Raw genomic sequence first — 13866 nt, 5'->3', positions numbered from 1 at the left:
CATTTGGGGAAGGTGTCATGACTGCCAACGTCGACGGAGTGCCCGGAAAATTCGCGACACTCGGGCTGACCTACGACGACGTGCTGCTGCTGCCGGGCCCGTCGGACATGGCACCCGACGAGATCGACACCGCCTCGTACGTCTCCAAGAACGTGCGGGTGAACATCCCGCTGCTGTCCGCCGCCATGGACAAGGTCACCGAGTCGCGCATGGCGATCGCGATGGCCCGCCAGGGCGGTGTGGGCGTGCTCCACCGCAACCTGTCCATCGAGGACCAGGCAAACCAGGTCGACCTGGTCAAGCGCTCCGAGTCCGGCATGGTGACCGACCCGATCACCATCCACCCGGACGCCACGCTCGCCGAGGCCGACGCGCTGTGCGCCAAGTTCCGCATCAGCGGCGTCCCGGTCACCGACGGCGACAAGAAGCTGCTCGGCATCGTCACCAACCGCGACATGGCGTTCGAGAGCGACCGCGCCCGCCGGGTGCGCGAGGTCATGACGCCGATGCCGCTGGTCACCGGCAAGGTCGGGATCTCCGGCACGGACGCGATCGAGCTGCTGCGCAAGCACAAGATCGAGAAGCTGCCGCTGGTCGACGACGACGGCGTCCTCAAGGGCCTGATCACGGTCAAGGACTTCGTCAAGGCGGAGAAGTACCCGAACGCCGCCAAGGACGCCGACGGCCGCCTCCTCGTGGGCGCCGCGGTCGGTGTCGCCGGTGACGCGTTCGAGCGCGCCCAGGCGCTGATCGAGGCGGGCGTCGACTTCATCGTCGTCGACACCGCGCACGGTCACTCCCGGCTGGTCGGCGACATGATCGCCAAGATCAAGTCCAACTCCTCCGGCGTCGACGTCATCGGCGGCAACGTCGCCACCCGCGACGGCGCCCAGGCCCTGGTCGACGCGGGCGCGGACGGCATCAAGGTCGGTGTCGGCCCCGGCTCCATCTGCACCACCCGCGTGGTCGCCGGCGTCGGCGTCCCGCAGGTCACCGCGATCTACGAGGCCGCCCTCGCTGCCAAGGCGGCCGGCGTCCCGGTCATCGGCGACGGCGGTCTGCAGTACTCCGGCGACATCGCCAAGGCCCTGGTCGCGGGCGCCGACACGGTGATGCTGGGCTCGCTGCTCGCGGGCTGCGAGGAGTCCCCGGGCGAGCTGCTGTTCATCAACGGCAAGCAGTTCAAGTCGTACCGCGGCATGGGCTCGCTGGGCGCCATGCAGACCCGCGGCGACCGCCGGTCGTTCTCCAAGGACCGCTACTTCCAGGAGGGCGTCGCCTCCGACGAGCAGCTGATCCCCGAGGGCATCGAGGGCCAGGTGCCCTACCGCGGCCCGCTCGCCTCCGTCGTCCACCAGCTGGTGGGCGGTCTGCGCCAGTCGATGTTCTACGTCGGCGGCCGGACCGTGCCGGAGCTCCAGGACAACGGCCGGTTCGTGCGGATCACCTCGGCGGGTCTGAAGGAGAGCCACCCGCACGACATCCAGATGACGGTCGAGGCGCCGAACTACAGCCGCAAGTAGTCACGAGGCTCGGTCAGGGGCGGCTCCGGGAACTCCGGGGCCGCCCTTGTCGTACCCGTCGGGGATACTGGAAGGCGCTGAAACGCATCAGGGAAAGGCCACACACGTGACTGAGATCGAGATCGGGCGCGGCAAGCGCGGCCGCCGGGCGTACGCCTTCGACGACATCGCCGTCGTCCCCAGCCGCCGTACGCGGGACCCGAAGGAGGTCTCGATCGCCTGGCAGATCGACGCCTACCGCTTCGAGCTGCCCTTCCTGGCGGCCCCCATGGACTCGGTCGTCTCGCCGGCCACGGCCATCCGGATCGGCGAGCTGGGCGGCCTCGGCGTGCTGAACCTCGAAGGCCTGTGGACGCGGTACGAGGACCCGCAGCCGCTGCTGGACGAGATCGTCGGCCTGGACGCCGAGACGGCGACCCGCCGCCTCCAGGAGATCTACGCCGCGCCGATCAAGGAGGAGCTGATCGGGCAGCGCATCAAGGAGGTGCGCGACGCGGGCGTGGTCACCGCCGCCGCGCTCTCTCCGCAGCGCACCGCGCAGTTCTCCAAGGCCGTGGTCGACGCGGGCGTGGACATCTTCGTCATCCGCGGTACGACCGTGTCGGCGGAGCACGTCTCCGGCTCGCACGAGCCGCTGAACCTGAAGCAGTTCATCTACGAGCTGGACGTCCCGGTGATCGTCGGCGGCTGCGCCACCTACACCGCCGCCCTGCACCTGATGCGCACCGGCGCGGCGGGCGTGCTCGTGGGCTTCGGCGGCGGCGCGGCGCACACCACGCGCAACGTGCTGGGCATCCAGGTCCCGATGGCGACCGCCGTGGCGGACGTGGCGGCGGCCCGCCGCGACTACATGGACGAGTCCGGCGGCCGGTACGTGCACGTGATCGCGGACGGCGGCGTCGGCTGGTCCGGCGACCTGCCCAAGGCGATCGCCTGCGGCGCCGACGCGGTCATGATGGGCTCCCCGCTGGCCCGCGCGACCGACGCGCCCGGCCAGGGCCACCACTGGGGCATGGAGGCCGTCAACGAGGAGCTGCCGCGCGGCAAGAAGGTCGGCCTCGGCACGGTCGGCACCGTCGAGGAGATCCTCACCGGCCCGTCCCACACCCCGGACGGCTCCATGAACTTCTTCGGCGCCCTGCGCCGCGCCATGGCCACCACCGGCTACAGCGAGCTCAAGGAGTTCCAGCGGGTCGAGGTCACGGTCGCGGACTCCCAGCACAGCCGGTAGTCCCCGCATCGGAAAGGGGCCCGTCCACCTGGCGTGGACGGGCCCCTTCCGGGTTTCTGCGAAGTCTGCCTACGCCGCTGCCTTCTTCGCACCCGAGAACGCCGCGACGGCGCCGATGGCGAAGAACAGGAAGGTCATGGCGTCGGCCGTCTCCTTCCAGGCATCGGTGAGGAGGCTGAAGTTCTCGGTGAACATCTCGACGGCGGAGATGCCGGTGATGTCGGCGGCCAGCATCGCGACACCGATCAGCTGGCCCAGGTAGACCGCGCCGAGCGAGAGGACCGCGCTGATCACGGGCAGTACCGGGTGGGAGCCGCCGACCTTGCCCGAGGCGAAGCCGACGAGGAAGCCGACGCCGATGGCCGCGTAGCCGATCTCGTACTCGGTGGCGCCGACGATCGCGCCGTAGACACCGGCCGTGACCAGGGCCACGACGACGGCGGTGACCACGCCGAGGGCGATGTTGCCGCCGCGGGCCGGGGCGACCGGGGCCGGGGGAACGGCACCCGGCTGCTGGGCGAACGGGTTGCCGTCGGTCGGCTGCGGCGGAACTGACTGGGTCATGACAGAGATCCCCCCACGGGACTGGTGTACGAGCGGAGTGTGCGCACGGCTGTGCGACGGAGACGCCGCAGGTTAGCAGGCGCACCGACTCCGGCCACCAGCGAATTCCGCGGCGGACGGCCGCGTGCGGGGCCTCAGAGCCGGTGCGCGGCGCCCGTCGGGGTCGCCCCCCGGGTGTCCAGCAGCAGCTGCGCCTTCACGGACAGGCCCTGGAGGTCGTACGTCCGGTGGTGCTGGAGGAGGATCGTCAGGTCGGCGTCGGCCGCGGCCTCGTAGAGGGTGTCCGCGCGGGGCACCGGCCGGTCCAGGACGCTCCAGGACGGCACGTGCGGGTCGTGGTAGCTGACGGCGGCGCCCAGCTCCATCAGCCGTACGGCGATCTCCCGCGCGGGCGTGCCCTGCCGGTCGCCGAGGTCGGGCTTGTAGGCGACGCCGAGCAGCAGCACGCGCGCGCCGCGGGCCGACTTGCCGTGCTCGTTGAGCAGCGTGGCCGCGCGCTGGACGACGTACCGGGGCATGTACTCGTTGACCTGCCGGGCCACCTCCACCACGCGCAGCCCGCGCCCCGCCTGGCCGATCAGGTCCTGCGGGTCGGCGTGGCCGCCGACGCCGGGGCCGGGGCGGAACGCCTGGAAGCCGAAGGGCTTGGTCTCCGCGCAGCGGATGACGTCCCACAGGTCGACGCCGAGGTCGTGGCAGAGCACGGCCATCTCGTTGACCAGGGCGATGTTGACGTGCCGGTAGTTGGTCTCCAGGAGCTGGACCGTCTCCGCCTCGCGGGTGCCGCGCGCGCGGACCACCTTGTCGGTGAGGCGGCCGTAGAAGGCGGCGGCCGACTCGGTGCAGGCGGGGGTGAGGCCGCCGATCACCTTGGGGGTGTTGGCGGGGGTGAAGGCGCGGTTGCCGGGGTCGACCCGGCTGGGGGAGTAGGCCAGATGGAAGTCGCGGCCCGCGCGGAGCCCGGATCCCTTCTCCAGCAGCGGACGCAGGAACTCCTCCGTGGTGCCCGGGTGCACGGGCGACTCCAGGATGACCGTGGTGTGCGGGCGCAACCGCGGGGCGAGGGTACGGGCGGCCGACTCCACCTGTCCGAGGTCGAGCCCGCCGTCCTCGGCGCGCGAGGTGGGCACGCAGATGACCGCCGTGCGCACCCGGCCCAGCTCGGCGGCGCCGACGGCGTGCCGGAAGCCCCCCGAGAGCATCCGGCGCAGCTCGGCGGGGCTGAGGGAGTCGGGCTCGGGGCCGGTCCGGTAGCCGACGGTGGGGATGCCGGCGGCGACGGCGGCCTGGGCCAGCGGCAGGCCGAGCGGGCCGAGTCCGATGACGGCGAGATCTGCGGGCATGGCGTGGGCCGTCCTTCCCAGTAACCGAAACGGGACAGGTGCGCAAGCCGTGTGGACAGGAAGAGCGAGCGCGCAATGTCAGACTAGGAGTAAATATGACCGTTTTGCGGTATTGGGCGCCCGAGTTTCGGTGAGTGTTTCCGTGAGTGTTGTCCACAGGCTGGGGGCGAGTGGTGGCTGAAGCCGGGCATCCCGGTGAGAATCTGGGCAGGGGGTAACCGAACCGGGCCCGCCCCGAGTGGTGCGGCCGGCGCGACGCGATGAGCGGGAGGCAGCGGTGAGGACAGGGACCCTGGGGCCGGCGCAGCGCGCCGAGTCACTGGCATCGATGGCCGAGCGCGAGCTGGACGTGCTGGTCGTGGGCGGCGGAGTGGTCGGCGCGGGCACCGTGCTGGACGCCGCCACCCGCGGCCTGTCCACCGGCCTGGTCGAGGCGCGTGACTGGGCGTCCGGCACGTCGAGCCGGTCAAGCAAGCTGATACACGGCGGCCTGCGCTATCTGGAGATGCTCGACTTCGCGCTCGTGCGCGAGGCACTGAAGGAACGCGGACTGCTGCTGGAGCGGCTGGCCCCGCACCTGGTGAAACCGGTGCCGTTCCTGTACCCGCTCCAGCACAAGGGCTGGGAGCGGTTGTACGCGGGCTCCGGCGTCGCGCTCTACGACGCGATGTCGATGGCGCGCGGCCACGGCCGGGGCCTGCCCCTGCACCGGCACCTGACGCGCGGTCAAGCGCTGCGCGTGGCGCCCTGCCTGAAGAAGGACGCCCTCGTCGGCGCCCTGCAGTACTACGACGCGCAGATGGACGACGCCCGCTTCGTGACGACCCTCGTGCGCACGGCCGTGGCGTACGGGGCGAAGGCCGCCAACCGCGCGCGGGTTACCGGCTTCCTGCGCGAGGGCGAACGGGTCGTCGGCGCGCGCGTGCAGGACGTCGAGGCGGGCGGGGAGTACGAGATCCACGCCAAGCAGATCGTCAACGCCACCGGCGTGTGGACCGACGACACCCAGGCCATGGTCGGCGAGCGCGGGCGGTTCCACGTGCGGGCCTCCAAGGGCATCCACCTGGTCGTCCCCAAGGACCGCATCCACTCCACCACCGGCCTGATCCTGCGCACCGAGAAGTCCGTGCTGTTCGTCATCCCGTGGGGCCGGCACTGGATCGTCGGCACCACCGACACCGACTGGGACCTCGACAAGGCCCACCCGGCCGCCTCCAGCGCCGACATCGACTACCTGCTGGAGCACGTCAACTCCGTGCTCGCGGTGCCGCTCACCCGCGACGACGTCGAGGGCGTCTACGCCGGCCTGCGCCCGCTGCTGGCCGGCGAGTCCGACGCCACCAGCAAGCTCTCGCGCGAGCACACCGTCGCCCACCCGGTGCCGGGGCTGGTCGTGGTGGCGGGCGGCAAGTACACGACGTACCGGGTCATGGCCAAGGACGCGGTGGACGAGGCGGTGCACGGACTCGACCTGCGGGTCGCCGAATGCGTCACCGAGGACATACCGCTGCTCGGCGCGGAGGGGTACCGCGCGCTGTGGAACGCGCGGGCGCGCATCGCCCAGCGCACCGGCCTCCATGTCGTCCGTGTCGAGCACCTCTTGAACCGGTACGGCTCACTGGCCGAGGAGCTGTTCGAACTCATCGCCGACGACCCGTCCCTGGGCGAGCCGCTGCCCGGCGCCGAGGACTATCTGCGCGCCGAGGCCGTCTACGCCGCCTCCCACGAGGGCGCCCGCCACCTGGACGACGTCCTGACCCGCCGCACCCGCATCTCCATCGAGACCTTCGACCGCGGCACCCGCTGCGCCGGCGAGGCGGCCCGGCTGATGGCCCCGGTCCTCGGCTGGGACGAGGGCCAGATCGAACGCGAGGTCCAGCACTACGAGAAGCGGGTGGAGGCCGAACGCGAGTCGCAGCGTCAGCCCGACGACCTGACGGCCGACGCGGCACGCCTGGGCGCCCCGGACATAGTGCCCTTGTAGGCCCTGTCGTCAAATTCCCGCCTGCCCGGCGACGCCATGCGCGCACTCTCGCCGCACCGGGCCCTGGCCCACGTACATCCGGTACGAGGACCAGGGCCCGGCACGCCGAGAGCACGCACCTGACGCCACCGGGCCCGCCCTCCGGGCGGACGACGGGAATTTGACGACAGGGCCTAGCCCGGTCCGGCGGGCCCCGGGAACGGCGCGGGACGCGCGGCGAGCGCCGCCCGCGCCCAAGTCCCCTCAGGAACTCACTCGAACGAGTGTGGCGAATCGGGATCTCTGTTCGGAACCGTCTCGTTCTACGGGTGCGGGGACAGAACCCCGCAGCGCAAGGGGCGGGGAGCCACCCTGGGCGTCGAGCACTTGTCGGGTGAGGGACAATGGAGGCTCTGTCAGGGCGGGTTGTATGAGGGGACGCATGTCGGAGGCGGAGCGGGCGGGGACATCCCGTCAGGACACTCGTCAGGACAACCGCGAGCGTCTCCTCGCCGGTCGGTACCGGCTGGGGGACGTGCTCGGCCGGGGCGGCATGGGCACGGTCTGGCGCGCCGTGGACGAGACCCTGGGCCGGACGGTCGCCGTCAAGGAGCTGCGGTTCCCGTCGAACATCGACGAGGAGGAGAAGCGCCGGCTGATCACGCGCACGCTGCGCGAGGCCAAGGCCATCGCGCGGATCCGCAACACCAGCGCGGTGACGGTCTACGACGTGGTCGACGAGGACGACCGCCCCTGGATCGTGATGGAGCTGGTCGAGGGCAAGTCGCTCGCCGAGGTCATCCGCGAGGACGGCCTGCTGGACCCCCGGCGCGCCGCCGAGGTCGGCCTCGCCATCCTCGACGTGCTGCGCTCCGCGCACCGCGAGGGCATCCTGCACCGCGACGTGAAGCCGTCCAACGTGCTCATCGCCGACGACGGCCGGGTCGTGCTCACCGACTTCGGCATCGCCCAGGTCGAGGGCGACCCGTCCATCACCTCCACCGGCATGCTCGTCGGCGCCCCCTCCTACATCTCCCCGGAGCGCGCCCGCGGCCACAAGCCCGGCCCCGCGGCCGACCTGTGGTCGCTCGGCGGCCTGCTCTACGCCTCGGTGGAAGGCACCCCGCCGTACGACAAGGGCTCCGCGATCGCCACCCTCACCGCGGTGATGACCGAGCCCCTGGAGGAGCCGAAGAACGCCGGCCCGCTCCGGGACGTCATCTACGGCCTGCTCACCAAGGACCCCGCCCAGCGGCTCGACGACGCGGGCGCGCGGGCGATGCTCAAGGCCGTCATCAACGCTCCCGACGAGACGGAGCCGGAGCACCCGGCCGACGCCACCAAGGTGGTCCCGCTGCCCGCCCGGCCCGACGCCCCGGCGTCGACCGGGAGCAAGCGCGGCGAGGAGGCGGCCGACCGGCTGCGCGGGGCGCTGCGCTCCGCGCGGAAGGCGGCGGCAGCGGCGGGCACGGCCGGCGCGGCGGCGGTGAGCCGCGGCTCGTCCGGCACCGGCACGCCCACGACGCCCGGCACGCCCACCACGGCGGTCTCCCCGTCGGTGTCCGACGCGGCCGGCGCCTCCGGCTCGGCGAACGGCGACAGCGGCGCCCGCAGTTCCGGCTGGCCCGTCGTGCCCCCGCCGGACCTGCCGCCGCGGCCCGCGCCCCGGGCGCCGCTCACCGACGTGGTGCCCCGGCGAACGCTGCTGATCATCGCGGTCGCCGTGGTCGTCGCGGTGCTCGGCATCGTGCTGGCGCTCACGCTCGGCGGTGACGACGACGGCTCGTCGCAGTCGCGGGGCAGCGGCAAGGAGACCGCCGCCGGCGCGAACGCGGGCAGCGACACCAAGGACGACACCGAGGGCGGAGTCCACACGGACGGCGCGGCGTCCGGCTCGGCCGACGCCAGCCCGGACGGCACGCCGAGCGGCGCCGAGTCCGGCGACACCGAGGACGCCTCCGCGGGCGATGAGTCCGGCAAGGAGTCCGGCGAGGGAAGCGGCAAGGAGTCCGGCAAGGACGACGACATCGCCGCCGACTCGACCCACCAGGGCGGACAGGGCTACTCGATCGGTCTGCCCGAGGGCTGGAAGTACCAGTCGTCGGACCGGGCCGGCGACCGTTTCACCGGCCCCGAGGGCCAGAAGCTGCTCGTCGCCTGGACCAGCACGCCCAAGGGCGACCCGGTCGCGGACTGGGAGAACCAGGAGCGCTACATGGTGCGCTCGCAGTACGACAAGATCCGTATTGAGAAGGTCGACTACCGCGGCTGGAACACGGCCGACTGGGAGTTCACCTACGTGGACGGCGGCACCAAGTACCGGACCATCGACCGCGGGTTCGTCGTCGACGACGACCAGGGCTACGCGCTGATGTACACGGCGAAGGCCGCCAAGTGGGACGGCGAGCTGCGCCGGATCACCTGGCGGACGCTCACGAAGACCTTCGAACCCAAGGCGTGACCGGGCCGCGGCAGGGTTGGGCATGTGATATCTCCGATCCCCTCCGTGTGAGTTGCCTCCGGCACGTATCGTGAGTGCTTGCGAACCGTACGCATCCGGAACCGGCGTATCCGCAACAGGCCGGAACGGGGCGCCGGACGAGCGGAATTGACCAGCAGGGCGGCCGGGGGAGGCAACGTGGACGACTATGCGGGACGGGTCCTCGCCGACCGCTACCGCCTGCCCCTGCCCCCGGCCGACGAGTACGAACTCACCGAGACCCGGGCCTTCGACACCTACAGCGGGCAGGAAGTCCTGGTCCGCCAGGTGCCGTTGCCGGAGGTCGTCGAGGCGGAGGTGCTGGACGCCGACGGACTCCCCGAGGGCTTCACGGCACGGGACCGCGGGGTCCGGCGACCCGACCGGGGGCGCGCCGCCGGGGGAGTGCGGCGATCGGCGGATCCGGCGGTTCGGCGGGCGGTGGAGGCCGCGCAGGCCGCGGCCCGCATCCCCGACCATCCGCGGCTCGACCAGGTATTCGACGTGTTCGCCGAGGGCGGCTCGCTGTGGATAGTGAGCGAGTTGGTGCCCGCGCGGCCGCTGGCGGCACTTCTCGCGGAGCAGCCGCTCACCCCGTACCGGGCGGCGGAGGTCGCCTCCGACGTCCTCATGGCCCTGCGTGTGCTGCACGCCCACGGTTGGGTGCACCGCAACATCACCGCCCGCACGGTCCTCGTCTGCGACGACGGCCGGGTCATGCTGACCGGGCTCGCGGTCGGTGCGGCCGAGGAGGCGCTGTGCGGGTACGACCCGGTGCCGGCGGAGGAGACCGAGGAGGGCGACGGACCCGGGGGCGGCAGCTGGAGCGGCCCCGCAGGGCCGCAGGGACACGGCGGAACGGGCGGCCCCGACCGCGGACCCGGACGTGAGCTGGAGCGCGGCGCCCCGGGCGGGCCCGGTGGCTTCCGGGGCGTGCCCGGCAGCCTGCCCGGCGCCGACCCCGAGGCCGCGCGGCGCGCCGCGATCGAGGCACGGGCGGCCGGTGGACTTCCGGGCGCCGACGCGGGCAACGGCACGGGCACGCCGGGCGGTGCGGGAGTGCCCGCCCGCGGGACGCCCGAGACCGGCGGGGACATCAGGGCCGCGCGGGCCGGGGCGATCGCCGCCTACCGCGCCGGAGCCCGGGCAGCGGCCCGCGTCCAGGAGGGGCAAGCCGGCCGCGCCGCCCTGCCCGGCGCCCGCCCCGCCTCCGACGACGGCCACGGAACGGCGCAGGGGCAGCCGTACGAGGGCGCCCCCGGCACCCCCCGCACACCCGGCGATGTCACCGGCACCCCGCCCGGGCAGATCGCCGACCCGTACGGCGTCCGCGCGACGCCGTGGCACGGAGCGTCCCCGCGCGGACAGGGCGCGCCCGGCACCCAGGGCGCCCCCGGCGCTCACGGCACCGGCCGGCCACCGGCCCTCGGCCAGGCAGGGCCCAACGGCCAGGCGGCCCAGGGCTACGCCCGGCACCCAGGCGACAGGCAGGCACTGCCGTACGTACCGCAGCCGCAGCCACAACCACAGCCGTACACCACCGGACCCGGCACCGGCACGCCCCGGACCGGCGACCCGGCGGGCATCCACGGTCACCCGGCGGGCCCGCACAGCCGCGCCGCGCTTCCCGCGAGCGGCGACCCGGGTCTCGCCCCGGCCGGTGACCCCGCGCAGCCGACCGGTCGTTGGGACGAACCGTCGGCCGGTGCCCCCGCGCGCCGCGGCCCCGCCACCGCGCTCGCCGCCGAGCGGGCGCGCCAGGCCCGGATGGCGGTGGTCGGGCCGGTGACGGAACGCTGGGCGCCCGAGCAGGCCGGCCCGGTGCACGAGAACTGGCAGCTGGCGCCGCCCATCGGCCCCGCGACCGACCTGTGGGCGCTGGGCGCGCTGCTCTTCCGCGCCGTCCAGGGGCACGCGCCGTACCCCGAGGAGTCCACGGCCGAGCTGGTGCAGCTGGTGTGCGCGGAGCCGCCCGCCTTCGCCGAGGAGTGCGGCCCGCTGCGTCCGGTCGTCGAGTCGCTGCTGCGTCAGGACCCCACGGAGCGGCTGGACTTCGAGGAGCTGCGCGGCTGGCTGCGCTCCCTGGTGCGTTCGGCGCCCGAGCCCGAGGCCGGGGTGCACGTGGTCGCCGCGCCGCCCGCCGGCACCGGCCGGCTGCCCGTCGTACGCCGCCGGGGCGAACTGGTGCGCAGGCGGCGCGCCGGGCTGCCCGTGCATCACGGCCGGCACAAGCGGGACAAGGAGAGGGAGCGTTCGCCGCGCAGCCTCGGCCGGACCCTGCTCCTGCTGGTGCTGCTCGGTCTGGGCGCGGCGATCGCGTACGCGATGCTGTTCATGCCGAAGGCGGAGTCGAGCGGCGGCGCGGACGGGGTGGAGCGGACCGGCGCCGCGGGACAGGCGAGCCAGGCGCCCGCCGAGTCGCCCGGCACCGGCAGCGAGCCCACACCCGACCAGGCAGGACCCACGACGGGCGGCCCGTCCGGATCGGGCGGTTCCACCCACGCGCAGACCACCGGCCCGGAGGTCGCCGACGGCTTCACCCTGCGCACGGACGAGGAGGGCTTCGAGGTCGCCGTCGCCGAGGGCTGGCAGCGCACGCCGAAGAACGGCAGCGGTCAGGTGGTCTACGCCAAGGGCGACTTCGAACTGGTCGTCGTCCCCGGACGGGACGCGGCCGACGAGTACGGGAACGACCCGATGGCGTACCAGCGGGAGCGCGAACCGGAGTTGCGGCCGTACCGCGAGTCGAGCTGGGCCACCGCCACCGGACTGAAGTCGATCCAGGTCGGTGAACGGAACATGGCCGAGGGCCAGTTCACCTGGACCGGTGAGGACGGCACCGAGCTGTTCGTGCGCAACCTCGCCGTTCTGACCGGCGGGCGATACCACGTACTGCAGGTGCGCGGCCCGGAGTCGGAGCGCGACGAGGTGACCCGGCTGTACGAGCAGGCGGCGGCGACCTATCAGGTCACCGGCTGACCACACCGCCGTAAAGCGGAGTTGGGCGATCGGTTCCCGGTCGGCGGCGAAAGCGAAAACCGTCACAGTGCGGTTTCCGTGCCGCCCCCGCGGTTCCCCGGACGAGTGCGGGTCCTTACGCTGACCCTGTCAAGTGCATTGCGGGGAAACGTGTATCAGATGCAGGGCCTGCTCCTGGGGGGCCGCTACCGGCTCGAAGACGCCATCGGCAGCGGTGGCATGGGCCGGGTGTGGCGCGCCCGCGACGAGGTGCTGCACCGGGCCGTCGCCATCAAGGAGTTGACCGCGGCGCTCTACGCGTCCGAGAGCGACCAGGCCGTACTGCTGGCCCGCACCCGCGCCGAGGCACGCGCGGCCGCCCGCATCAACCACTCCGCCGTCGTCACCGTGCACGACGTCCTGGAGCACGACGGCCGCCCGTGGATCGTGATGGAGCTGGTCGAGGGCCGCTCGCTCGCCGACGCCGTCAAGGCGGACGGCCGCCTGGAACCCGCCGAGGCCGCCCGCATCGGCCTGTGGGTGCTGCGCGCCCTGCGCGCCGCGCACACCGCCGGTGTCCTGCACCGCGACGTCAAGCCCGGCAACGTCCTGCTCGCCCACGACGGCCGGGTGCTGCTCACCGACTTCGGCATCGCGCAGATCGAGGGCGACACCACCATCACCCGCACCGGCGAGGTCGTCGGCTCGGTCGACTACCTCGCCCCCGAACGCATCCGCGGCCACGACCCGGGCCCCGCCTCCGACCTGTGGGCGCTCGGCGCGGCGCTGTACACGGCGGTCGAGGGCACCTCGCCGTTCCGCCGCACCTCCCCGCTGTCCACCATGCAGGCCGTCGTCGAGGAGGACCTCGACGAGCCGCGTCACGCGGGGCCGCTGGCACCCGTCATCGCCGCGCTGCTGCGCAAGGACCCCGCCGCCCGGCCCGACTCGGCCGGCGCCGAACGCCTGCTCGCCGAGGCGGCCGAGGGCCGGCGGCCGCAGGTCGCGGCGTACGAGGTGACGCGCCCCGTGCAGCCGGCTCGCACGGGGCCGGACACGCGGGCCCACACCTGGCCGGGCGCGCCGGTGCCCGCCGCCGCTCCGCCCCGGCGCCGCCGGCTGCGCACGCTGGCCCTGGTCGTCGCCGTCGCCGCGATCGTCGGCGGCGGAAGCGTCGCGGCGTGGCAGACCTGGGGCGGCGGCACCGAGGGCGGGGCCACGCCCTCGCCGTCCCCCTCCGTGTCCGTGCCGGACTCGTCGTCGCCGGGCCCGGTGACCGGCAGCCCCGTCCCGGACGGCTGGGTACGGACGGACGACCCGGTGGGTTTCGGCCTCTCGCTGCCGAGCGCCGACTGGAAGCGGAGCGTGTACGGCGACGACGGCGAGCTGACCCAGATCGACTACTCGCCCGACGGCGGGGTGCACCTGCTGCGCGTCGCCGTCGACCGCGCGCCCGACTTCGACGACGCGCGCGAACACCAGCTCGACCTGGAGGAGCAGGTCCGGCGGCTCGCCGAGTACCAGCGGGTCTCCTTGCGGGAGAACGTCTACCGGGACCGGCAGGGATCCCTGTGGGAGTACACGTGGACGGCGCTGGAGAAGGACCCCGGCACGTACGTCGGTCCGCGCCGCGCCATCGACCAGATGTACCTCACCCGGGACGGCGTCGAGTACGCCATCTACATGGCCGGTCCGGTGTCCGACTGGGAGACCACGAGGGAACAGTTCGACGCGGTGCTGCGGAGCTGGCGGCCCGGCCACAGCTGAGCCGTGTGGCTGACGGACCGTCGGTTGTCGGCCAACCT

General features: G+C 73.4%; 8 protein-coding genes. 6 read left to right on the top strand and 2 right to left on the bottom strand.

Annotation, left to right across the window (positions count from 1 at the left end; genetic code table 11):
- The first annotated feature begins 17 nt into the window (after positions 1-17).
- The gene (gene guaB, locus ACSU6L_RS14810; protein WP_437057111.1) at positions 18-1523 is read left to right on the top strand and encodes an IMP dehydrogenase; all 1506 of its coding nucleotides are present in this window, start codon (positions 18-20) and stop codon (positions 1521-1523) included.
- 106 nt (positions 1524-1629) lie between these two features.
- Complete coding sequence (locus ACSU6L_RS14805; protein ID WP_365506791.1) at positions 1630-2754, top strand: GuaB3 family IMP dehydrogenase-related protein; 1125 nt, start codon at positions 1630-1632, stop codon at positions 2752-2754.
- A 69-nt stretch (positions 2755-2823) separates the two neighbouring features.
- On the opposite strand, the gene ACSU6L_RS14800 is transcribed toward ACSU6L_RS14805, so the two are convergent.
- Positions 2824-3318 carry a hypothetical protein gene (locus ACSU6L_RS14800; RefSeq protein WP_437057108.1) on the bottom strand — a complete coding sequence of 165 codons (495 nt, stop codon included), beginning with the start codon at positions 3316-3318 and terminating at the stop codon, positions 2824-2826.
- A 134-nt stretch (positions 3319-3452) separates the two neighbouring features.
- The gene (locus tag ACSU6L_RS14795; RefSeq protein ID WP_437057106.1) at positions 3453-4661 is read right to left on the bottom strand and encodes a nucleotide sugar dehydrogenase; all 1209 of its coding nucleotides are present in this window, start codon (positions 4659-4661) and stop codon (positions 3453-3455) included.
- 277 nt (positions 4662-4938) lie between these two features.
- Between ACSU6L_RS14795 and ACSU6L_RS14790 the strand changes: the two genes are divergently transcribed.
- The 4 genes from ACSU6L_RS14790 (at position 4939) to ACSU6L_RS14775 (ending at position 13828) form a co-directional block, all read left to right on the top strand.
- Positions 4939-6645 (top strand): glycerol-3-phosphate dehydrogenase/oxidase, encoded by a 1707-nt coding sequence (locus ACSU6L_RS14790; RefSeq protein WP_437057104.1) that lies wholly within the window; start codon positions 4939-4941, stop codon positions 6643-6645.
- Positions 6646-7066: 421 nt separating this feature from the next.
- Complete coding sequence (locus ACSU6L_RS14785; RefSeq protein WP_437057102.1) at positions 7067-9085, top strand: protein kinase domain-containing protein; 2019 nt, start codon at positions 7067-7069, stop codon at positions 9083-9085.
- A gap of 177 nt (positions 9086-9262) precedes the next feature.
- On the top strand, positions 9263-12082 hold the full coding sequence (locus tag ACSU6L_RS14780; protein ID WP_437057100.1) for a protein kinase: 2820 nt from the start codon (positions 9263-9265) through the stop codon (positions 12080-12082).
- A gap of 159 nt (positions 12083-12241) precedes the next feature.
- Positions 12242-13828 carry a serine/threonine-protein kinase gene (locus ACSU6L_RS14775; protein WP_437057098.1) on the top strand — a complete coding sequence of 529 codons (1587 nt, stop codon included), beginning with the start codon at positions 12242-12244 and terminating at the stop codon, positions 13826-13828.
- The last annotated feature ends 38 nt before the right edge of the window (positions 13829-13866 follow it).

Origin of the sequence: Streptomyces sp. enrichment culture (genome assembly GCF_964272855.1) — a bacterium.
Classification (GTDB): Bacteria; Actinomycetota; Actinomycetes; order Streptomycetales; family Streptomycetaceae; genus Streptomyces.
The sequence above is the reverse complement of the archived record's forward strand: the minus strand, read 5'-3'. Positions and strand labels throughout refer to the sequence as shown.

Bases quoted from the DNA above. Each gene is read 5' to 3' on its own strand.
- guaB (WP_437057111.1), top strand. From the start codon at position 18: ATGACTGCCAACGTCGACGGAGTGCCCGGAAAATTCGCGACACTCGGG.
- ACSU6L_RS14800 (WP_437057108.1), bottom strand. From the start codon at position 3,318: ATGACCCAGTCAGTTCCGCCGCAGCCGACCGACGGCAACCCGTTCGCC.
- ACSU6L_RS14795 (WP_437057106.1), bottom strand. From the start codon at position 4,661: ATGCCCGCAGATCTCGCCGTCATCGGACTCGGCCCGCTCGGCCTGCCG.
- ACSU6L_RS14785 (WP_437057102.1), top strand. From the start codon at position 7,067: ATGTCGGAGGCGGAGCGGGCGGGGACATCCCGTCAGGACACTCGTCAG.
- ACSU6L_RS14775 (WP_437057098.1), top strand. From the start codon at position 12,242: ATGCAGGGCCTGCTCCTGGGGGGCCGCTACCGGCTCGAAGACGCCATC.